The sequence below is a fragment of the Bartonella jaculi genome (assembly GCF_039543045.1).
Classification (GTDB): Bacteria; Pseudomonadota; Alphaproteobacteria; order Rhizobiales; family Rhizobiaceae; genus Bartonella; species Bartonella jaculi.
On sequence record NZ_BAABIZ010000006.1, the window covers coordinates 47969 to 68191 of the forward strand.

The following is a 20223-nucleotide window of genomic DNA, read 5'->3' on the forward strand; positions in this document are numbered from 1 at the left end:
GGTTCATAGGTGTCAGGTTATTTCATCACATTCGAAGGAGGAGAGGGGGTAGGAAAAACAACGCAAATTTCTTTGCTTGCTCAGTATCTCTGTAGTAAAGGCTATGATGTTCTTACAACACGAGAACCAGGAGGAACGGCAGGTGCAGAAGCAATACGTCATGTTTTATTGTCAGGTCAGGCACAATATTACGGACCTTTGATGGAAGTGGTTTTGCTTACAGCAGCACGCATTGATCATGTTACCGAAGTTATTATACCTTCCTTGAAGAAAGGCAAAGTCGTTTTATGTGATCGCTTTATTGATTCTACACGTGTTTACCAAGGGGGCAATGATACAGTGAGTATCTCCACTTTTTCTGCTTTAGAATATGTTGCACTCAATGGGATAATGCCTCATCTAACGTTTTTGTTAGATATACCAGCAAGGTGTGGTATGAAGCGTGCGCATTTACGAAGGAAACAAGCAGAAACGATAGATTATTTTGAAAAAGACAATTTGGAAATTCAAGAACAAAGGCGCCAAGCTTTTCTTCAATTGGCAAAACAGGAACCTCATCGGTTTCGTGTAATTGATGCAACAGGTGCGGTGGAAGTCATTGCACAGAAAATAAAAAATATTTGTTCTCAAGAAATTTTGGATCAACTTCTATGAGTGATGTAAATTTTTTGCGCCAATATGATGATATCGATACGGTTTTATCACCTTCACAGAATAATACGATTTTTGGCCATGAGACTGCCCGTCATTTTTTAGCACAAATGCGTAAGGAGGAGCATTTACATCATGCGTTATTATTAGAAGGAGAGCGCGGAATTGGAAAAGCTACATTAGCTTTTCACTTTGCTTGGAATATTTTAAGCTCTCAAAAGGGTGATTTCCTGCAACCAGAGCATGATTCCATCACATGGCGCCAAATTACGCGGGGAAGTCATCCTAATCTTTTGCATGTTTCGCGTCGTTTTGATGTAAAAACGCAAAAGTTTAAAACGGGTATACTCATCGATGATATCCGTGATATTATGCATTTTTTAAATCAAACATCGCAAGATAATGGATGGCGCATTGTTATCATTGATTCCGCGGATGATATGGGGAGAAGTGCCGCTAATGCAATTCTCAAAACACTGGAAGAACCTCCTACAAAGACGTTATTCATTCTTATCACACACTCTTCAGGAAGATTACTCCCAACAATTCGCTCACGATGCCAGAAAATCTCTTTGCGACCATTGTGCAATGATGAGATGAAAAAAGTCATTACACATGTTTTTTCCAATCAAGACGTAACTGATGAAGAAATTGTTGAGGTGATTATTCCAAGATCTAAAGGAAGTCCTCGAAGAGCAGCTTTACTTATTTGTCAAGGCGGTCTTGAAATAGTTAAAACTATTGATACTTTCTTAGAGCAATCAGTTTGTAATCTAGCTATCGTACACACTCTTGCACAAACACTTTCGTCTCCTTCTTCCAGTATCCAATTTCAACAATTTTGCGATGAACTCCTTGATAAGATTGAAAAAAGAGCTATCATGCTCTCTGAAAGAGGGGATTTAGTTCGTTCAAAAAAATGTGCGTGGGTGTTGCAGGAGATACATCAAGAAATAGGGGAAATACAAACATTTAATCTCGATAAAAAGCAATTCATTATTAATCTGCTTTTTAGAGTTCATAAGATCATTCGTGAGACTGAGCTTTTTCCGTGACAATGTGATTAACAAACGTTATGCCATTGTATCTTTTACTGCTTTTCACAACGAGTCTGACATGCATGACACCTATTACATAACAACTCCAATTTTTTATCCTAATGGCACTCCACATATTGGGCATGCCTATAGTGCAATTGCAAGTGATGTTTTGGCACGTTTTCAACGATTAGAAGGAAAAAAAGTATTTTTTCTCTCTGGTACAGACGAGCACGGTTTAAAAATGCAACAAACGGCAGCAGTTTTAGGTATGACGCCTAGACAACTTGCAGACCGTAATAGTGCTGTGTTTCAAAAAATGCTGGCAATATTAAATTGTTCTAACGATGATTTCATCCGTACGACAGAAGAACGCCATTATCAAGCTTGTCAAAAAATTTGGAAAAAGATGGAAGCCAATGGCGATATTTATCTTGGCCGTTATACGGGCTGGTATTCGGTTCGTCAGGAAGCATATTATGAAGAGAAAGATACTGAAGTCGGAGAAGACAACATCCGTCGCGAGAAGGAGTTAGGCTCTCCAGTTGAATGGAACGAAGAAGAAAGTTATTTCTTTAGACTTTCCCGTTATGAGAAAGCCCTGCTTGAATATTATGAAAAACACCCTGATTTTATTGCTCCACCTGAACGACGAAACGAAGTTATAAGTTTTATCAAATCGGGTTTAAAAGATATTTCTATTTCACGAGCAAGCTTTAATTGGGGCGTTTGTGTTCCAGATAATCCAAAACACGTGATGTACGTCTGGGTTGACGCGCTCACGAATTATTTGTCAGCAATTGATTTTTTCAATGAAAATTCAAAAAAAACTGATTTTTGGCCTGCAAATGTTCATATTATTGGCAAAGATATTGTTCGTTTTCACGCAATCTATTGGCCGGCATTTTTAATGTCTGCTGGAATAGAATTGCCTAAGCGTGTTTTTGCCCATGGTTTTTTACTCAATTGCGGTGAAAAAATGTCGAAGTCCATTGGAAACGTTGTGGATCCTTTTGAAATGGTCGATCACTATGGTCTTGATCAGGTACGTTATTTTCTTCTCCGTGAAGTGCCCTTTGGACAAGATGGTAGTTATAGCCATGATAATTTTGTGAATCGCATTAATGCAGATCTTGCTAATGATCTTGGTAATTTAGCGCAACGCTCTTTGTCTATGATTGCAAAAAATTGTAATGCAAAGGTGCCTATACCAGCTACATTTTTAGTTCAAGATGAACAGCTTTTGGAACAATCTCTTCGCGCCTTTGAAATTGCACGTCAATCCATGTCATCTCAGGGAATGCATTTAGCACTTTCAGCTATTTTTTCAGTTGTGGCAGATGCTAACCGCTATTTTGCCAACGAACAACCTTGGAATTTACGAAAAAATAATACAGAAAGATTTTCTACAGTTCTTTACATAACTGTGGAAATTTTGCGGAGAATAGGAATTATGTTGTTGCCTTTTATACCACAATCAGCAGCTAAGCTTCTTGATAGCCTTGCAATTGCTGAAGGTGACCGGTTATTTCATCATATTAGCAATTCAAAGATTCAAGAAGATCTTGATCTTCCGCCACCGGAACCAATCTTTCCCCGTTATATCTTGAAGAAAGACGATATTCATCATGTTGATTGATACACATTGTCATCTTGATTTTGAGGATTTTGCGCAAGATTTAGATGATATTATCCAACGGGCTTTAGATGCGAATGTTAAACGTATGATAACGATTTCAACACACGTTCGTAAGTTGGATAAGCTTTTAGAAATTACACAAGCCTATGATCAGGTATTTTGTTCCGTTGGCACGCATCCCAATAATGCCCATGAAGAACAAGATATTACAGCTGAAGAGCTTATCAATCTATCGAAGCATCCCAAAATTGTTGCCTTTGGAGAAGCAGGACTAGACTATCATTATGATTATTCTTTACCAAAAGAGCAAAAGAAAATCTTCCAAGAACATATTATCGCTTCTCGAGAAACACAACTCCCTCTTGTCATACATTCACGCAATGCTGATGGAGATATGGAGAAAATATTACGTGAACAAATAAAAGAAGGGGCTTTTCCATTTGTCCTTCACTGTTATTCGTCTGGGATGCAACTTGCTCGTGCCGGCATTGAACTTGGTGGTTATATATCCTTTTCAGGTATTCTCACGTTCAAAAATGCGCTTAAAATCCGTGAAATAGCAAAAATTGTACCTCATGAGCGTTTATTGGTGGAAACAGATGCACCATTTTTAGCACCTGTTCCTCATCGAGGTAAAACAAATGAACCATCTTTTGTACACTATACAGCAACTACTTTAGCCGAAATAATTGGTTTAAATATTGAAGAAATAGCTCAGATAACAACGCAAAATGCTTTTCTTTTATTTAACAAAATAAAATAAGGTGAAAGGTATGTTTGACCGGTACCGATTTACAATATTAGGCTGTGGTTCCTCTCCTGGAGTTCCACGCCCCAATGGTGATTGGGGAGCATGTGATCCTAATAACCCCAAAAACAAACGCTACAGAAGTTCTTTATTAGTCGAACGCATTAAACTATCAGGGGAAAAAACAACAATCGTTATCGATACTGGTCCAGATTTTCGATCACAAATGATCGATGCGCGTGTAAATCATCTTAATGCTGCACTTTATACGCATTTTCACGCAGATCATATTCACGGTATTGATGATTTGCGCAGTTATGCGCTTGCCCAAAAATGTTTAATAGATATTTACGCTGATTCGTTTACACTAGAACATTTGAAAAATGCATTTGGATACTGTTTTCAAAAGCCAAAAGGTTCATCTTATTCACCCATTTTAAAAGCGCATACGATCAAAGAAGATAGCCAATTTATAATTCAGGGGCAGGGAGGAGCAATCACCGTCAATACGCATTTACAATTTCACGGGAATATTCATTCTTTAGGTTTTCGTATTGGTAATGTTGCTTATTGTACAGATGTTAGTCAATTTCCTGAAAAAACATTACCCAAATTAATGAATTTGGATGTTTTAATTATTGAAGCACTTCAATTTGAATCTCACCCAAGTCATCTTTCCGTCGACCAAGCATTACAATGGATAAAATATCTAAAACCCCAAAAAGCTATACTTACACATATGGATAGATCGCTTGATTACAATGAGGTTGTAAATTACGTTCCAGCACATGTTAAGCCAGCACATCAAGGACTTGTTTTTGAAATAAATACGCTGTTAAACGAACACTGAATCCGAATAATTATGTCTATTTTTAGACTTTATTTTGTTTTTTATTTGTTTTATGTGATATTTTTTTTCATATTTAATAAGGTTTTTTTATGTGTAGATGTTTTATAAGAATAATATGTGTTATTTTAGCGGTCTCGTTATCAGCGTGTGGGGGGCGCTTAGAAAAGAATATTTCAGTTACAACGTTACATGATGGAGCAATGAGTTGCGCTGATATTCAACGGGAGTTTTTCGCTAATAAACGTCAGATTAATGACACAATTCTAGAGCGTTCCAAAGCAAGAAGCAAAAACGCAGCTTTAGTAGCAACAGGTGTTATATTTATGCCTGCTTTGTTTTTTATGGATGTAAAGTCAAGTGAAAGCAATGAGATTGCAGCTTTAAACAACCGTAATGCTGTTTTAAGTGACCTTGCACGTATGAAACGTTGCAAATTATCACAGTAATTTTACTTATATTTATTATATAATACAATTTCAGGCTTTAAGTAATATTTACTTAAAGCCATTTTTTTGAATAGATATACTTCAATCTAAAATAGATTTGCCTAATTTTTGACATAATTGTGTTTTAATTGCGAATTACGCGACATGAATATGTCTAGATTTTGATTGCAACTTTTATCGCATAATACATATTATGGAACTTTTGCAAATATATAGGATAGAATAGAAAGGATATATCAATGCTAGCAGCAGCACTTTGGGGAACGGTAGCATCAATACTTTGGATAGTTTCAGTAAAAGCCACTAGTCCTTGGGATTTGTGGTGGGTGCCTTTTTGTTAAAAATTTATTAAAATGGGATCGGGCTAGTAATTTTAGCCCGAAACTAAAAAACTAATAATCTTTTAAGCTTTTGCGATATCGACTTGAAAAAAACATCATAATTTGTAGTATCATAAAAACTACAAACAATATTCCATGAAATGATAGTATAAATGGCTGATAGATGAAATTAGAATAATAAAACCCTAATGTTTCGGTAAATGCTGCAATGCACCATAAAACAATTCCCCATGGGGAATACATCCAAAGTCCAATCAAGGCGATAGGATAAACAATCGCCAATGTGATTGATAAAAATTGCCATTGCCATGGCATAAGATCAAACCGCCATAAAACTCCTGGAAATACACCAACAAGACGCATCCAATAAAAAACACCCAAACCTAAGCAAATGAGTGCCAAAAATCGCAAATAATAGTTGTAAATTAAATTAATTTTTGAAATCTTTTTTTGAAGACTGTGTATCAAAATAATAATTCTCTTTCAATGGGTTGGAAGTAAGCATCTATCATTTCATCTGTTATATCAGATAGTTTATCTGGCTGCCATTTAGGTGTTTTGTCTTTATCAATTAATATTGCGCGTACACCTTCACGGAAATCATGTGAATTTAACATATGATATGCGATGCGGTTTTCAACTTTCATGCATTCTTCCAAAGTTTGAGATGGACTTTGTTTCATTTGTTTCCAGATAACTCTTAAACTTGTTGGAGAACGTGATTGCAAAACATTATAACATTCTTTAGCGAACAAAATTCCTTCATTACTTTTTTTATAAAGGAGTGCCATACATTCTTCTAATGTATGTGTACCAAAACAAGCACTCACAACACTGCGTATTTCATGACTTGTCTCATAGTCTCTGATGACTGCTCGCTCGTCTAAAGCAAACATAGGACTTCCCTGCTCAATAATAGCTTTTCTAACACACGCTAATTCAACTTCAGGAACAGCATGAGTTGCTAATCCTAAGTTTAAGCAATCTCCCCATTTTATGTGTGCACCCGTCAATGCAAGATAAATGCCAAAGTGATTGGGAAGAGATGGTAAGAAAAAGCTGGCGCCAACATCTGGGAAAAATCCAATAGCGCCTTCTGGCATAGCAAAGCATGTGTTTTCTGTAACAATTCGGTGTGAACCGTATATAGAAATACCTACCCCCCCTCCCATCCAAATCCCGTTCAAGAAAGAAATGTAAGGTTTTGGAAAACGTTTAATATAAGCATTTAAGCGATATTCATCACTAAAATATTGATAAGAAGAGGTCTTTTTTCCCATATGGTAGATTTCTACAACATCCCCACCGGCACAGAAAGCACGTCCCTCCCCTTCAATTAAGACGCAAGAAATATCATCATCTGTTTCCCAAGTATTCAAAGCTTTTTTTAAAGCAAAAACCATTCGATGATTAAGAGCATTTAATGCTGAAGGGCGTGTGAGCTTTATAATGCCAGCACGCCCTTCTTTTGTAAAAGAAATGTTATCACCTGCTCCAAAATCAATTTGCATCTTATACCCTTAAAAAGTTTATTATTTTTTTATATTTTTTACTCCCAATTGGGGAAATAATTGCATGATAGCACCAATGCAATACATATACATACCTGTTACTGAAATTCCTATTTTAACCCAAAATGGAGCATCCAGTTGGTAAAAAAATGCGGCAATACCAAAAGAACACCACAAGAGACAAATCGGAAAATTAAGCCACCGCAAACGGATAACTCTTACTGGATGAATAAAATAAATTGGTAAAAAAGATATGATTGCCGATAAAACAATAATGGTAAAAGTGACCCACTCCCCTGGTCTTACTACAAAAAGCGTAAAAACCATCATATTCCAAACTACTGGAAATCCTTTAAAAAAGTTTTCTTTAGTTTTCATTCCAGTATCTGCGTAATAAATAGCTGATGAAATAACAATGATAGCGCTTAATAAAAAGGACAATCCTGAACCCATTAAACCACTTTGATAAAGCGCAAAAGCTGGAATTAAGACATAAGTTACGTAATCAATGATATTATCTAAGAGTTCTCCAGACCATGTTGGCAGTACATATTTAACATCAAGTTTGCGTGCAATTGGCCCATCTATACCATCAACAAGAAGTGCAAGTCCGAGCCAACAAAACATAGCGGTCCATTCCTTTTGAGAAGCCGATATAAGAGAAAGAAATGCTAAAAATGAACCCGAAGCTGTTAATAAATGGACAGAAAAAGCCTTTGCTTGTGGCATTGTTACTTTTTTATGGCGCAAGAGATGAGCATTCGTTTTAATTTTTTTTGTTAGCTTACGTTTCAAGGTTTTCTTATCCTCGTTTTTAAAGTCTTCAACCATCTATCAATACGCTACTTTTTTCCACGCTATGCCTCGTCATAAAAAAGCATAAAAAAGTTACTTTTTTATACCACATTATTTATTACATAATATAATAGAAGAGCTTCATACAATAAAAAGAGATTATTCATCTAGAAATGTTAAAATATTTTATGAATAAAGAAAGGCTTAAGTTATTGTGACATTTGGAAAAAGCGAGCATAAAGATATTGCTATCATTGGTGCAGGCCCAGTTGGTATGTTAGCTGCGCTTAGCCTTGCGCATAAGGGTTACTCTGTTTTTCTTATTGGTCCATCTGCTCATACAGATGAATTACGGACAACCGCTCTTATGATGCCAGCAATCCGTACACTTCAAAAACTCAATATTTGGAATGTCCTCAAACTTCATTCAGCAGCTTTATCTTTCATTAGAATCATAGATATAACCTCCAGAGTTGTGCGTGCTCCTACTGTAAATTTTTCTTCCACTGAAATTGGTGAAGAGGCTTTTGGTTATAATATACCTAATTTAGAGTTAAACAAGGCTTTAGGCGATACTGTTACACGTACACATAGTATCATCAGAATTTTTTCTTCGGCAAAATCTTTTCATCACCAAAAAAATCATATATCCGTTACTCTCGCAGATGGTCGAGTTATTCAAGCATCGCTTATTATTGCTGCTGATGGGCGCCATTCTTTAACACGAGCGGCAGCGGGTATAGGTGTCAAACAGTGGAGCTATCCACAAACAGCACTCGTTCTTAATTTTTCTCATAATTTTTCTCACCAAAATACATCAACTGAATTTCATACAGAACATGGTCCATTTACACAGGTTCCATTACCAGGGAAAAGATCTAGTCTTGTATGGGTTGTTAAGCCTTCTCGTGCTGAAGAATTATTAAATTTAGAGCAAAAAACAATTTCAAAAGTGATCGAAGAGCAGATGCAGTCAATGCTTGGAAAAGTAACACTAGAAACACCAATTCAAGCATGGCCGCTTTCAGGGCTTATTTCTCACCGTTTTGCTGCCAATCGGACGATTTTAGTGGGTGAAACAGCTCATGTCTTTCCTCCTATTGGGGCACAGGGATTAAATTTAGGATTTCGTGATGTTCAAACTTTGATCGATATTTTACCCAACAAAGTATCCGATTTTAACTCTAAAATGATCGTTACATATTATAATCGATGTCGAAAACCTGATATATTGTTTCGGAGTGGTTTTGTACACGCGCTCAACTCTTCTTTACTTTCACCTATGTTGCCAGTTCATATCATACGAAGCATCGGATTTGGGTTATTACGTAATTACTCACCATTACGTAATTTATTTATGCGAGAAGGAATGTATCCCAGCTACGGATTTAAAAAAATTATGCCAATATTCTCAAGTAAACTGCCAAAACAACTGCTTTGATATTATGAATTATTACTGATCTATCTTAGGAAGAGATATATTTATGTGGGAGCTGTGCTTTTTATTGCATTGGTTTACCGAGTAAACAATAAAAATGTTAAATTTCTTTTCGTTACTATGGAAAGCTTTTAAAAAACGTGTATGGGATAGTAGTCAAATATCTCTTATAAAGACGTATCTTCTCATCAACCAATGAGTATAATAAAGCTAGATTGGCCGATGAGAAGAATGGTAAAATTCCATTTGTATCAAGGAAAACAATGCTCTGAACAAAGCAAACGCCTATATGTGTGTATTATCACACAGCAGCAGTAAGATATTTTGATGAGATGAACAGCATCATACATCATATAAAAACATATATAAAGTCTATCATAATACACATCTTTATATCACTCACTTGATGAGATGAATGCTGTAGAATTGCATGTTTAAAGAAGCAAAGAGATACGGGACTGTTAAGAATAGATGCTCAATGTCATTTTTTTTCACAAGAAAATAAAGAAAAAAACAGTTTTAGTTAATCAACGTAAATATTCAAAACTTTGCGTCATTAATTATAAGATTGAAAATACAATATTTTTTGGAACCTGTTTGAAATAAAAAGGTTAATAAAGCAGCGTTTTAAGAGATGGTGAAAAGATGAGATTAAGTAAAAATCTGCAATTAAGAGTTTTTTTTATTTTTATTGTATGTATTTCGTTGATCGTTACAGTTTCAATAAGTACGGTTTTCCATGCCCCTTATTGTCAAATCACTGCATATGCTTCCACCCAAGATATCGCTAAACCAGGTCAAAATTCATTTACTGCTTCGCAAATTAAAAACTGTCTCATGCAAAATGGTTTCAAAAATATTAAACGAGTGCGTTTAGATGATAAAGGTATTTGGCGCGCTCTTGTAGAAGTCAAAGAGTGCTGTTTTCTCGTATCAGTTGATTATTCTGGAACAGTAAGCATTCAAAATGAAAGAAAAAAACGTGATTGATTTAAAAACTTATAGTAACCTCTGTTCTAATAATCATGAGAAAAACTTTTTAAAAAAAATCTTTCATTCTATTAAAGAATCTGTACTCGTTGGATGTCTGAATGGTAGCATATCGGGAGCAATCGCAACAATTCTTGCAGCATATGGTTATATTGCTCTTCCAGGATTTGGTCCAATTATCGCAATGGGTATAGGCGTAGCACTTCCTGCCGGTACGATAATTGGCATAATAACGGGATCAATGATAGGTATTGTTGTTGGCACATTTTGCGCCTTTATGAGTGATTTATCTACATCATAATGCTTGTTTCCCTTTCCAAAGTTCGTGCGTAAAAAATTGTATTTATTTCCGTGCTTATAAACAGAAATATTGAAAAAACAAATATAATCAATCTGTTATATGTTTTATGGAAATCGTACCATATTATAGGATGAAGTGCTGGCTTTAAGTTATCGATATTTCTTATCTACTTAAAAAGTTTTTCTTTTTTAAAGAGCAAAGCTTGGAAAAATAGAGGTGAAGGATAACTATCAACTCATAGAGATTATGTTTTTTTAAGAAAGAAGGATTTCTCTAGAGAGAGTGGTGTATGGAGAAAATCATTTTGAACTTATTTATGATGCTTTTTCCTTTTTAATTGCACCTTCCTAAGAAGTTCTGTTCTCTTTATAGAGCAAGCGGAAAAAAGGTGTTATATGAATAAGATTTTTCTTCTTTTATTAACCTTACTGACATTTTTAAATTTTTTTTCTACGGTGTTAGCAACATCAATCCAAGTAAAAATCTATGAGCTAAAGAAAGACAACATCAAACAGCCTATAGGGATAATAGAAATTGAAGAAAATGAACACGGTCTCATTTTTTCGCCAAATTTGTCTACACTTCCGGAAGGTTTGCATGGCTTTCACATGCATATGAATCCTTCATGTGATACAAAGGATGGTGTAATTGGAGGAACTGCAGGTGGACATTATGATCCAGACCATAGCAATAGACATCTTGTCCCCTATAATATCAATGGTCATCTTGGTGATTTACCGGCACTTTATGTTAATGAACAAGGACGAGCAACGATGAGCGTTCTTGCACCACGCTTAAAAAAACTTTCTGAAATTAAAGAGCACTCATTAATAATCCATATGGGAGGAGATAACCAATCGGATAAACCGTTACCTCTCGGTGGAGGTGGTGCACGTTTAGCATGTGGTATTATAAAAAAATAACCATAAAACTGCTATAAATTATGGAAAGCTACGATTTTTCTCCAATTCGGTAAGGATATAGTCTATTACTTCAGCTTGTAGTGTAACTTGTCATAAGATTTTGTAATAATTTTTTTAAGTTTCAAAGTTCTTTAATCCATTTTAAAAATTTGAATTCTAATGATATTTTTGTGAAAAGCGTTTTAAAATCGTGTAACAGATGCATAAGCATTGTTAGTCTCGATTGAACACTTTTCCATTATTCACTATTTCCTCAATTCCTCTACGATATAAAGATTAGTTAGTCATGATTTCTAGTCAGACCTTTATGCCAAAGAACCATTTTTGATCGTGCAACAGAACCTTTTCCCTTCTGATGTACGGTAGAATCCAGTGCTATAATTAATCTATAATAGACAAAAAAGTGTAATATTTCAGTAAACTTTTTTAAATACTGAAATAAGTATCCGAAATCTTTCTTTTTCTTATCCAGAATAAGAAAGATAAAGAGGGGGTAATAAAACACTTGCAAAAGTAAGGGTTTCTGTTGTTTTTAAGGAATGTAAAAAGGGGTCTTAAATTATAATCGACAGTTTTATGCTGATAGTAGATTGCTAAAAGGAATGAGAGATAATTAATAAGCTTGAGAATAATAGAATCTTTGAAAAAATAATTCTCATGGACACATATGATCCCAATCAGACTGGCGAATTTCACCAGTCTGATAGAATTGACGAACACGTTTAATATATTGAAAAAAGTCTTTGTTTTCCTTCACCAATCTATTGGCTGTATCCCAATCAACTTCGCTACGTTCTTTTGCAGGAATTATAATCTGACTCTCGGAAAAATTTTCTCTATCAAGTCTTATAAATCCGATTCCATGTAAACTTGAAAGTATCCGAAATTCTTTTAACGTATCTACTCCTTCAATTTCGCTAGCGACTAAATAACTAAAATTAGCCCATGACGAATTGCTAACCGTTTGGAAAAATGCTTGTCGCAAATTTGAGCGATTGATAAGGATTTTTACTTCAAAAGACCAAAGTTTTGTCTTTTTATAAAAATATTGTAAAGCACAATCTTTGATTTCACGATGCCATTCGCTACTTAAATCTTGCATTCCTACAATATCTGGATAAAGCCATTTATTACCACCAGCACCATTCTTATTCTGAGAATATTTCTCGTCAATACGCCTACTATAAACTTCAAGCTCTGACCATAAAAATTTGGATAATAAAGGATAAAGATCATGCTCTTTAATAGCCTTTTTAACAAAAGATTTATCACTCCCAAAAACTGAAGAATCTATATCTCCTTCTACTTCATCAATTTCGGCTCTATCAGTTAATTGTGTAAAGTAATACTGCCGTGGCCGTCCTTCAGTGGTTTTAATTTCTGGATAGCGTTTTTGCAATCGAGGACGCAGGGCTCCTATTTCAGCAACAATTTGCTGAATAAGAGCGGCATCATTGTTAAGGAGAGTAACTATTGCAGTTGAACGCTTTTGTTTTTTGCGACATGCATCTGGGTAGTTTTCAAATATCCATTGTGCGATTTCTCGAGCTGTAAATTTTTTTGTTGGGTTTTTCTCTAAAAAACTAAAAATAGTATTTGTTAAATTTAGAGTCATACGTCAAATCACCCGTTTTCATCCTTTATTATATTTATTCCATTAGTTTTAGACTTTACAAGAGAGAGAATAATAAATAATTTAGGATTTTTTGAGATATGCCTATACTTGATGCGGAGCGTGATAAGATTTCTCAAGATCTTCCAATAAAATATGAGGTTCTAGTTTTGGACGTCTTTCTTTTCCAATCCAAGTGAGTTTTAATTTTTGTTTATTATAACTCATGCGATCGTCCTTAAATTTAAACACTTGTAAAAAATAAACAGCTCACTCATGAATGGCTAAATTAAAATGTCTTAACAATAATTTTTTAGTACCATCCGACAGCAATTTGTGCTTCTTCTGACATACAATCAGGTGTCCATGGTGGATCAAAAGTCATGGTCACTTCAACGTGCGAAACACCTTCAACTGCGCTGACAGCATTTTCCACCCATCTCGGCATTTCACCTGCAACAGGACACCCAGGCGCTGTAAGTGTCATTTCAATTTTTACCGAACGATCATCTTCAATATCAATACGATAAATTAATCCTAGCTCATAAATATCAGCAGGAATTTCCGGATCATAAACCGTTTTAAGAGCAGAAATGATATCATTCGTCATACGCTCAATTTCATCTGCCGGAATTGTTGATATGTAAGATTTTTCATTTCCACTTACAGTCTCAACAGATTCTGTAGAGTGATGCTCTTCAATTGATTTAGCCATTAAAAAATGTCCTTGCTTTTTCTAATGCTTCCACTAACTGATCAATGTCTTCATAACTACTATACATGGCTAATGATGCACGACAAGCAGATGTTAAACCAAAATGTTGTAACAAAGGTTGTGCACAATGCGTTCCTGCGCGTATAGCAACGCCTTGTCGATCAACAAACATAGCGATATCATGTGCGTGAATACCTTCCATTTCAAAAGATATAATAGCACCTTTATGAGGAGAACAACCATAAATACGCAATGATTTAACCGTTTCAAGCCTTTCATGTGCATAGGCTAAAAGTGCTGTTTCATGTGCATGAATGGCGTTCCTGTTTTTTTCTCGCATATAATCAATAGCAGCAGCCAAACCAATAGCTTCGGCTATGGGAGGAGTGCCTGCTTCAAAGCGATAAGGGGGAGCATTATAGGAAACTTTCTCAGTGGTCACATCCTCAATCATTTCTCCTCCCCCTTGAAAAGGATGCATTTCTTCTAGCCTGTATTCTTTACCATAAAGAACACCAATACCGGTCGGACCATAAAGCTTATGACCTGTAAAAACATACCAGTCACAATCAAGGTTTTGCACATCAACTGTTAAATGTACAGCCCCCTGAGAACCATCAACAAGAACAGGAATAGCATTTTGATGCGCTAGCTTGATTATCTCTTTCACAGGAGGCACAGTCCCCAATATGTTGGACATATGCGTAATAGCAACAAGTTTTGTTCTCTCACTTAAAGCCTTTTGGAAATCCTCAATATGTAAAATTCCATTCTTATCAACAGGCACAAAAACAAGCTTAACACCTTTCTGTTCACGAATAAAATGCCAAGGAATAATATTTGAATGATGCTCCATAATGGTGAGGACAATTTCATCACCCTCGTTCAATTTAGACATTCCCCAACCATAAGCAACGGTATTAATGGCTTCCGTCGCACTCTTGGTAAAAACAATTTCTCTCGCTGTTTGAGCATTTAAAAAAGCACGAACTGTTTCGCGAGCGTTTTCATAAGATTGTGTAGCTATATTTGATAAAAAATACATTCCTCTATGCACATTTGAGTAACGACATCGATAAAAATTATTCATTGCATCAAGCACTGATTGAGGCTTTTGAGCAGATGCCCCACTGTCAAGATAAGCCAGCCGCTTACCATAAACATCACAGTCTAAAATAGGAAAGTCACAACGAATCTCTTCTACATTATAACTCAACGTTGGTGCATCAATGTCCATTTTTATGCCTTAAATATTGTGCTTTAGCCATTGGATAATGATGTCATCGAGAGTTACTCGAATTTTATCCTGCTCAATATCCTCAATTAATTCTGAAACAAACCCTTTAATTAAAAGCTCTTGAGCAGTTTTGAAAGGGATACCACGCGCCATCAGATAAAAAAGCTGATCACAATTAATCTTAGCAACTGTCGCACCATGACCACACGCAACATCATCAGCAAAAATCTCCAATTCGGGCTTTGCATCAAATTCTGCTTCATCTGAAAGGATAAGGCTATTACAGGCCATACGTGCATCTGTTTTTTGCGCTTTTTGTGCCACGCGTATCATACCCTGAAAAACACCATGCGCCTTATCTGTGACAACATTGCGAATAATTTCCGTTGAGGTTGATTTTTCTTCAATGTGACGAACAGTCATCGTAAGATCACTATGTGTCTCCCCGGATAATAAATTTATTGCTCGTAATTGAAAATCAGAGCCTTTTCCTTGCAATTCAATATCAATTTCCTGACGATTAAGTTGGCTAGCTATATTAATAACATAAAGTGATAATTTAGCATTCTCACCAAGCACAGCATGCAATCGACCAAATTGTGTAGAATTTATTCCCCGATCGCGGATAAGGATCCATGTGACTTCACTATGGGCTGCAATATGCAATGAAACTATCGAACTGACAAAAGATTCTTTATCATTGCCGATTTGGCGCTCAATAACAACAGCTTGGCTGTTTTTGCCAATTTTAATATCTGAAAAAACGTGTGACTGTCCACCCATTTGAATGTTTTGGAGTTCTAGGGGAAAGTCTAATTTCGTATTCTCAGGAATCTGAAAAAGCCAGCCATCAGTAGCGAAAGCTGTGTTTAATTGCCCAATAAAATCATCAGTAGCAGTGATCTGTTCTAGCTTTGCATGTTTTTTTTCTAATGCATCTGCAAGACGTTCTATTGTGATAGCTGATATTTCCGATTGTATAAGTGTTTTACCATTTTCAATAGAAAAAACTGAGCTTTCTGAAAATAATGGAGCAACCAATTGGCTACTCGTTGTTTCTGAAAAATCACTGACCGATTTTAATAGAGCACGTAGATTGGTGTAATGCCAACTTTCAATTTTACGTGAAGGAAGAAGTACCTTTTGAAATAACTTAATAGCTTCTTTGCGTACTGCACGCACCACGTCATTTCCAGGTAAATCACCAATACACTGGTTGAAATTATTTATAATATCTTCTTCAACTGCTCTTAATTCTTGTCGTGCGTTCATAGGCATATTCAATAACCTCAAGCCGCTTTACCAATAATATCAGCATATCCATTTTGTTCCAAATAAAGCGCTAATGATTTATCTCCACTTTTAATAATACGACCTTTATGAAGAACATGCACCGTATCAGGAACAATATAATCAAGCAGACGCTGATAATGCGTAATAACCAAAAATGAACGCTCTACACTACGTAGTCTGTTAACGCCATCTGCAACAACTTTTAATGCATCAATATCTAAACCAGAATCCGTTTCATCCAAAATACAAAGTTTAGGTTCAAGGAGAGCCATTTGCAAAATTTCAGCGCGTTTTTTTTCTCCACCCGAAAAACCAACATTCAAGGGACGTTTAAGCATTTCCATATCTATTTCAAGTTTGGAAGAAGCTTCTTTAACACGTTTGATAAATTCAGGAATTTTAAGCTCCACTTCACCACGCACTTTGCGTTGAGAATTCATCGCAACTTTTAAAAATTCCATTGTTGCAACACCAGGTATTTCCATTGGATATTGAAATGCAAGAAAAACACCAGAGGCAGCACGTTCTGCTGGATCCATTTCTAAAAGTGATTGTCCGTTATAAAGAATATCCCCTTCTGTTACTTCATAATCATCACGACCAGAAAGTAAATAAGACAAGGTAGATTTTCCTGCCCCATTTTGTCCCATAATAGCAGCAATTTCACCATCCTGAACGGTTAAGTTTAAACCGCGAATAATCTCCGTATCAGTTTCAGCAATACGGGCGTGCAAATTTTTGATCTCTAACATAATGTAATCCTGTTCTTGTGGTTTATTGGGAGCGCACCATTTTACTTAATGGACAATTAGCCTACGCTTCCTTCAAGGCTGATACCAATCAGCTTCTGCGCTTCAACAGCAAACTCCATAGGGAGTTTTTGAATGACTTCTTTTACAAAACCATTCACGATTAACGCGATAGCCTCTTCTTCTGGAATTCCTCGTTGCATAACATAAAAAAGCTGATCATCAGATATTTTTGATGTTGTTGCCTCATGTTCAAATTGAACCGTTGCATTTTTTGCCTCAATATATGGTACCGTGTGAGCACCACAATCATTGCCAATTAATAAACTATCGCATTGCGTAAAATTCCGCGCATTTTGCGCTTTTCTGTATGCGGAAACTTGTCCACGATAAGTATTATTTGAAAAACCAGCAGAAATACCTTTAGAAATAATACGGCTTGATGTATTTTTCCCTAGGTGTATCATTTTGGTACCAGAATCGATTTGTTGATGGCCATTTGCAACGGCAATAGAATAAAATTCTCCACGTGAATTGTCACCACGTAGCAAGCAAGACGGGTATTTCCAGGTAATTGCAGAACCCGTCTCAACCTGCGTCCATGAAATCTTAGAATTATCACCTCGGCAATCCCCTCTCTTCGTCACAAAATTGTAAATGCCGCCCTTTCCTTCTTTGTCACCAGGATACCAGTTTTGTACCGTAGAATATTTAATTTCTGCATTCTTTAGTGCAATAAGCTCAACAACAGCAGCATGAAGTTGGTTTTCATCACGTTGAGGTGCTGTACAACCTTCAAGATAAGAAACGTAAGAATCTTCATCTGCAATAATCAGCGTTCGTTCAAATTGGCCTGTGTTACGTTCATTGATCCTAAAATAGGTTGAAAGTTCCATCGGGCAACGAACCCCTTTGGGAATATACACAAACGAACCATCAGTAAAAACAGCCGCATTTAAGGCGGCATAATAATTATCACCAGCTGGCACTACTGCTCCTAAATATTCCTTAATAAGAGCGGGATGTTCGGTAACCGCTTCTGAAATAGAACAAAAAATAACACCAGCACGTGCTAACTCTTTTTTAAATGTTGTCACAACAGAAACAGAATCAAAAACTGCATCAACAGCTACTCGCCCTGATGCGTAAATATTATCATCTAGAGTAGAAGGCTCTGTCTGTTTTCTTACCCCTGCTAAAATTTCCTGCTCTTTAAGGGGAATGCCAAGTTTTTCATACATTGCCAATAATTCAGGATCAACTTCATCCAAAGATTTTGGCCCTGTATGATTTTTAGGAGCAGCATAATAATAAAGTTCCTGAAAATTAATTTTTGGATATTTAATACGCGCCCAATGAGGCTCTTCCATTGTAGTCCAACGGCGGAAAGCTTGCAAACGCCATGTCAACATCCATTCAGGTTCACATTTTTTAGCAGAAATGAACCGAATAATATCTTCATTTAAGCCTTTTGGAGCCTTATCCGTCTCAATATTGGTTTCAAAACCATATTTATATTGATCTACGTCTATCTCACGAACTTGGCGTATTGTTTCCTGTATTGCTGGCATCAGCTTTCTCCACTTTTCCCGGCGTCAAGAACCGGTGATTAAAACTCTTGTTTTCTTCGCAAAATTAAAGCAAGCAACTTGTTCCTTAGACTATAGGTAAAACAGGAGAATTTCAATCAAGCTTATTTTATTTTGAAAATAGTGCTCTGTTTTTAGTGATAAACTTTATTTTTTGCTTTTCTTTACGATTTGAGAAAAAGCCAATAAAAAATCATCAATATCGTTAGACGTTGTGCACCGCCCTGTTGAAATGCGAATTGCACCGTTTGGAACATGATACCCCATTGCCTCCAAAACTTTGCTTTGTTTTACTTTTCCTGAAGAGCAAGCTGAACCCGATGATACAGAAAACCCTGCCAAATCAAAACCAATTTGCATAGTTTCAGCTTTCATATTTTGCACAGTAAAATAAGTGGTATTTGGCAAACGCTGAGCACCTTTGCCAAAAATTTCAACTTCATTGCTAATTTTTAAGAGCCCATCTTCTAATCTGTTGCGTAAATAAACCAACTGCTCTACCTCTGCTCGAGTAAAGCAATCAGCCATCGCTGCTCCAAAAGCAGCAATAAGCGGCAAAGCTTCTGTTCCGCCACGCAACCCTTTTTCTTGTCCCCCTCCAACAATAAGAGGATGTGGCATCAGAAGGTTACCACTTGAAACAAAAGCACCAATTCCTTTAGGACCACCAATTTTATGTGCAGACAATATAAAAAAATCACCCCCAATCTGATTAATATCAATAAGATTTTTATCAACATATTGCACTAAATCAACAATGAGAATTCCCCCAGCATCTCGAACAATGATAGCGATTTCTTCTATTCGTTGAATAACACCAGTTTCACTATTGGCAGCTTGAATAGCAATAAGAGGCAAGCCTTTTGTTTTATCATGAGAATCCAATAAAAATTTTAGTTTATCTTGTTGAATCAAACCATTTTGATCAACAGCAACTCTGCTTATCAATTCTTTAGGAAAACGTCCTCCTTCCGCAACAGATGGATGTTCAGTAGCTCCAATGTAAAGATGAGAAAATCGAACCTCACAACTCCCCATCTTATAAAAGGGGGTTAATAAAGTCATTGCTGCTTCACTCGCGCCAGATGTAAATACAATATGATCTGGATCTGTATTGAGCCTCTCTGCAATTTGTCGACGCGCTTTTTGCAATAAAGCTTTAGCGGCACGCCCCTCGGCATGGACCGATGATGGATTACCAAATATCTCTAAAGATTCTAGTAATGCCATCCGCGCCATTTTTGTAAGCGGTGTTGTTGCGTTATGATCAAAATATCGGCGTTTCACAATCATTTTACATCGTAATCATTAATCTTATAAATTGATTTTAAAAAATAGTGCAATTTTCTTGAAAAATG

General features: G+C 36.1%; 21 protein-coding genes. 10 read left to right on the forward strand and 11 right to left on the reverse strand.

The genetic code is table 11. The annotated features are described in order from the left end of the window. The first annotated feature begins 9 nt into the window (after positions 1–9). The 6 genes from tmk (at position 10) to ABD915_RS04065 (ending at position 5371) form a co-directional block, all read left to right on the forward strand. A complete protein-coding gene (tmk, locus tag ABD915_RS04040) occupies positions 10–654 on the forward strand; it encodes a dTMP kinase (RefSeq protein WP_345115505.1) in 645 nt (214 codons plus the stop codon). Further along, complete coding sequence (locus ABD915_RS04045; RefSeq protein WP_345115508.1) at positions 651–1706, forward strand: DNA polymerase III subunit delta'; 1056 nt, start codon at positions 651–653, stop codon at positions 1704–1706. Before tmk ends, ABD915_RS04045 begins: the two co-directional genes overlap by 4 nt. Positions 1707–1731: 25 nt before the next feature. Beyond that, positions 1732–3327 (forward strand): methionine--tRNA ligase, encoded by a 1596-nt coding sequence (metG, locus tag ABD915_RS04050; RefSeq protein ID WP_345115640.1) that lies wholly within the window; start codon positions 1732–1734, stop codon positions 3325–3327. Then, positions 3317–4090: a TatD family hydrolase gene (locus tag ABD915_RS04055; RefSeq protein ID WP_345115511.1), complete on the forward strand. Its 774-nt coding sequence runs from the start codon at positions 3317–3319 to the stop codon at positions 4088–4090. Before metG ends, ABD915_RS04055 begins: the two co-directional genes overlap by 11 nt. A gap of 10 nt (positions 4091–4100) precedes the next feature. Further along, positions 4101–4925: an MBL fold metallo-hydrolase gene (locus ABD915_RS04060; protein WP_345115514.1), complete on the forward strand. Its 825-nt coding sequence runs from the start codon at positions 4101–4103 to the stop codon at positions 4923–4925. Positions 4926–5014: 89 nt separating this feature from the next. Further along, entirely contained in the window at positions 5015–5371 is a 357-nt protein-coding gene (locus ABD915_RS04065; protein WP_345115517.1) for a hypothetical protein, read from the forward strand. Positions 5372–5763: 392 nt separating this feature from the next. On the opposite strand, the gene ABD915_RS04070 is transcribed toward ABD915_RS04065, so the two are convergent. From ABD915_RS04070 to pcsA, 3 genes are read right to left on the reverse strand one after another with little or no spacing between them, the layout of a single operon-like run. Further along, positions 5764–6180 (reverse strand): DUF6163 family protein, encoded by a 417-nt coding sequence (locus ABD915_RS04070; protein ID WP_345115520.1) that lies wholly within the window; start codon positions 6178–6180, stop codon positions 5764–5766. Beyond that, on the reverse strand, positions 6177–7223 hold the full coding sequence (locus tag ABD915_RS04075) for an enoyl-CoA hydratase/isomerase family protein (RefSeq protein WP_345115523.1): 1047 nt from the start codon (positions 7221–7223) through the stop codon (positions 6177–6179). The genes ABD915_RS04070 and ABD915_RS04075 overlap by 4 nt, the downstream gene beginning before the upstream one ends. Before the next feature lie 21 nt (positions 7224–7244). Then, the gene (gene pcsA / locus ABD915_RS04080) at positions 7245–8054 is read right to left on the reverse strand and encodes a phosphatidylcholine synthase (protein WP_345115526.1); all 810 of its coding nucleotides are present in this window, start codon (positions 8052–8054) and stop codon (positions 7245–7247) included. 178 nt (positions 8055–8232) lie between these two features. Between pcsA and ABD915_RS04085 the strand changes: the two genes are divergently transcribed. From ABD915_RS04085 to sodC, 4 genes are all read left to right on the forward strand, one after another. Beyond that, positions 8233–9459, forward strand: coding sequence for a UbiH/UbiF family hydroxylase (locus ABD915_RS04085; RefSeq protein WP_345115529.1), 1227 nt, complete (start codon positions 8233–8235; stop codon positions 9457–9459). Positions 9460–10101: 642 nt separating this feature from the next. Further along, entirely contained in the window at positions 10102–10446 is a 345-nt protein-coding gene (locus ABD915_RS04090; protein WP_345115532.1) for a hypothetical protein, read from the forward strand. Then, positions 10424–10747: a hypothetical protein gene (locus ABD915_RS04095; RefSeq protein WP_345115535.1), complete on the forward strand. Its 324-nt coding sequence runs from the start codon at positions 10424–10426 to the stop codon at positions 10745–10747. Before ABD915_RS04090 ends, ABD915_RS04095 begins: the two co-directional genes overlap by 23 nt. 395 nt (positions 10748–11142) lie before the next feature. Then, positions 11143–11670: a superoxide dismutase [Cu-Zn] SodC gene (gene sodC / locus ABD915_RS04100; protein ID WP_345115538.1), complete on the forward strand. Its 528-nt coding sequence runs from the start codon at positions 11143–11145 to the stop codon at positions 11668–11670. A 655-nt stretch (positions 11671–12325) separates the two neighbouring features. Here sodC and ABD915_RS04105 read toward each other — a convergent pair. From ABD915_RS04105 to ABD915_RS04140, 8 genes are all read right to left on the reverse strand, one after another. Further along, positions 12326–13285 (reverse strand): COG2958 family protein, encoded by a 960-nt coding sequence (locus ABD915_RS04105; protein WP_345115540.1) that lies wholly within the window; start codon positions 13283–13285, stop codon positions 12326–12328. Positions 13286–13387: 102 nt separating this feature from the next. Further along, entirely contained in the window at positions 13388–13510 is a 123-nt protein-coding gene (locus ABD915_RS04110) for a hypothetical protein (RefSeq protein WP_345115651.1), read from the reverse strand. Positions 13511–13595: 85 nt separating this feature from the next. Continuing rightward, on the reverse strand, positions 13596–13997 hold the full coding sequence (locus ABD915_RS04115) for an SUF system Fe-S cluster assembly protein (RefSeq protein WP_345115542.1): 402 nt from the start codon (positions 13995–13997) through the stop codon (positions 13596–13598). Continuing rightward, positions 13990–15234 (reverse strand): cysteine desulfurase, encoded by a 1245-nt coding sequence (locus ABD915_RS04120; RefSeq protein WP_345115544.1) that lies wholly within the window; start codon positions 15232–15234, stop codon positions 13990–13992. Before ABD915_RS04120 ends, ABD915_RS04115 begins: the two co-directional genes overlap by 8 nt. Positions 15235–15243: 9 nt before the next feature. Beyond that, entirely contained in the window at positions 15244–16512 is a 1269-nt protein-coding gene (sufD, locus tag ABD915_RS04125) for a Fe-S cluster assembly protein SufD (protein ID WP_345115547.1), read from the reverse strand. Positions 16513–16523: 11 nt separating this feature from the next. Next, entirely contained in the window at positions 16524–17279 is a 756-nt protein-coding gene (gene sufC / locus ABD915_RS04130) for a Fe-S cluster assembly ATPase SufC (RefSeq protein ID WP_345115549.1), read from the reverse strand. 56 nt (positions 17280–17335) lie between these two features. Continuing rightward, positions 17336–18847: a Fe-S cluster assembly protein SufB gene (gene sufB / locus ABD915_RS04135; protein WP_345115551.1), complete on the reverse strand. Its 1512-nt coding sequence runs from the start codon at positions 18845–18847 to the stop codon at positions 17336–17338. 165 nt (positions 18848–19012) lie between these two features. After that, positions 19013–20158, reverse strand: a complete 1146-nt coding sequence (locus ABD915_RS04140; RefSeq protein WP_345115554.1) for a cysteine desulfurase family protein — start codon at positions 20156–20158, stop codon at positions 19013–19015. Between the last annotated feature and the right edge of the window lie 65 nt (positions 20159–20223).

Excerpts from the sequence above, each read along its gene's own strand:
- ABD915_RS04060 (WP_345115514.1), top strand. The coding sequence starts at position 4,101 with ATGTTTGACCGGTACCGATTTACAATATTAGGCTGTGGTTCCTCTCCT.
- ABD915_RS04065 (WP_345115517.1), top strand. The coding sequence starts at position 5,015 with ATGTGTAGATGTTTTATAAGAATAATATGTGTTATTTTAGCGGTCTCG.
- ABD915_RS04045 (WP_345115508.1), top strand. The coding sequence starts at position 651 with ATGAGTGATGTAAATTTTTTGCGCCAATATGATGATATCGATACGGTT.
- sufB (WP_345115551.1), bottom strand. The coding sequence starts at position 18,847 with ATGCCAGCAATACAGGAAACAATACGCCAAGTTCGTGAGATAGACGTA.
- sufD (WP_345115547.1), bottom strand. The coding sequence starts at position 16,512 with ATGCCTATGAACGCACGACAAGAATTAAGAGCAGTTGAAGAAGATATT.
- ABD915_RS04055 (WP_345115511.1), top strand. The coding sequence starts at position 3,317 with ATGTTGATTGATACACATTGTCATCTTGATTTTGAGGATTTTGCGCAA.
- ABD915_RS04110 (WP_345115651.1), bottom strand. The coding sequence starts at position 13,510 with ATGAGTTATAATAAACAAAAATTAAAACTCACTTGGATTGGAAAAGAA.
- ABD915_RS04105 (WP_345115540.1), bottom strand. The coding sequence starts at position 13,285 with ATGACTCTAAATTTAACAAATACTATTTTTAGTTTTTTAGAGAAAAAC.
- sufC (WP_345115549.1), bottom strand. The coding sequence starts at position 17,279 with ATGTTAGAGATCAAAAATTTGCACGCCCGTATTGCTGAAACTGATACG.
- ABD915_RS04115 (WP_345115542.1), bottom strand. The coding sequence starts at position 13,997 with ATGGCTAAATCAATTGAAGAGCATCACTCTACAGAATCTGTTGAGACT.
- ABD915_RS04095 (WP_345115535.1), top strand. The coding sequence starts at position 10,424 with ATGAAAGAAAAAAACGTGATTGATTTAAAAACTTATAGTAACCTCTGT.
- sodC (WP_345115538.1), top strand. The coding sequence starts at position 11,143 with ATGAATAAGATTTTTCTTCTTTTATTAACCTTACTGACATTTTTAAAT.
- ABD915_RS04120 (WP_345115544.1), bottom strand. The coding sequence starts at position 15,234 with ATGGACATTGATGCACCAACGTTGAGTTATAATGTAGAAGAGATTCGT.
- ABD915_RS04090 (WP_345115532.1), top strand. The coding sequence starts at position 10,102 with ATGAGATTAAGTAAAAATCTGCAATTAAGAGTTTTTTTTATTTTTATT.
- ABD915_RS04075 (WP_345115523.1), bottom strand. The coding sequence starts at position 7,223 with ATGCAAATTGATTTTGGAGCAGGTGATAACATTTCTTTTACAAAAGAA.
- pcsA (WP_345115526.1), bottom strand. The coding sequence starts at position 8,054 with ATGGTTGAAGACTTTAAAAACGAGGATAAGAAAACCTTGAAACGTAAG.
- ABD915_RS04140 (WP_345115554.1), bottom strand. The coding sequence starts at position 20,158 with ATGATTGTGAAACGCCGATATTTTGATCATAACGCAACAACACCGCTT.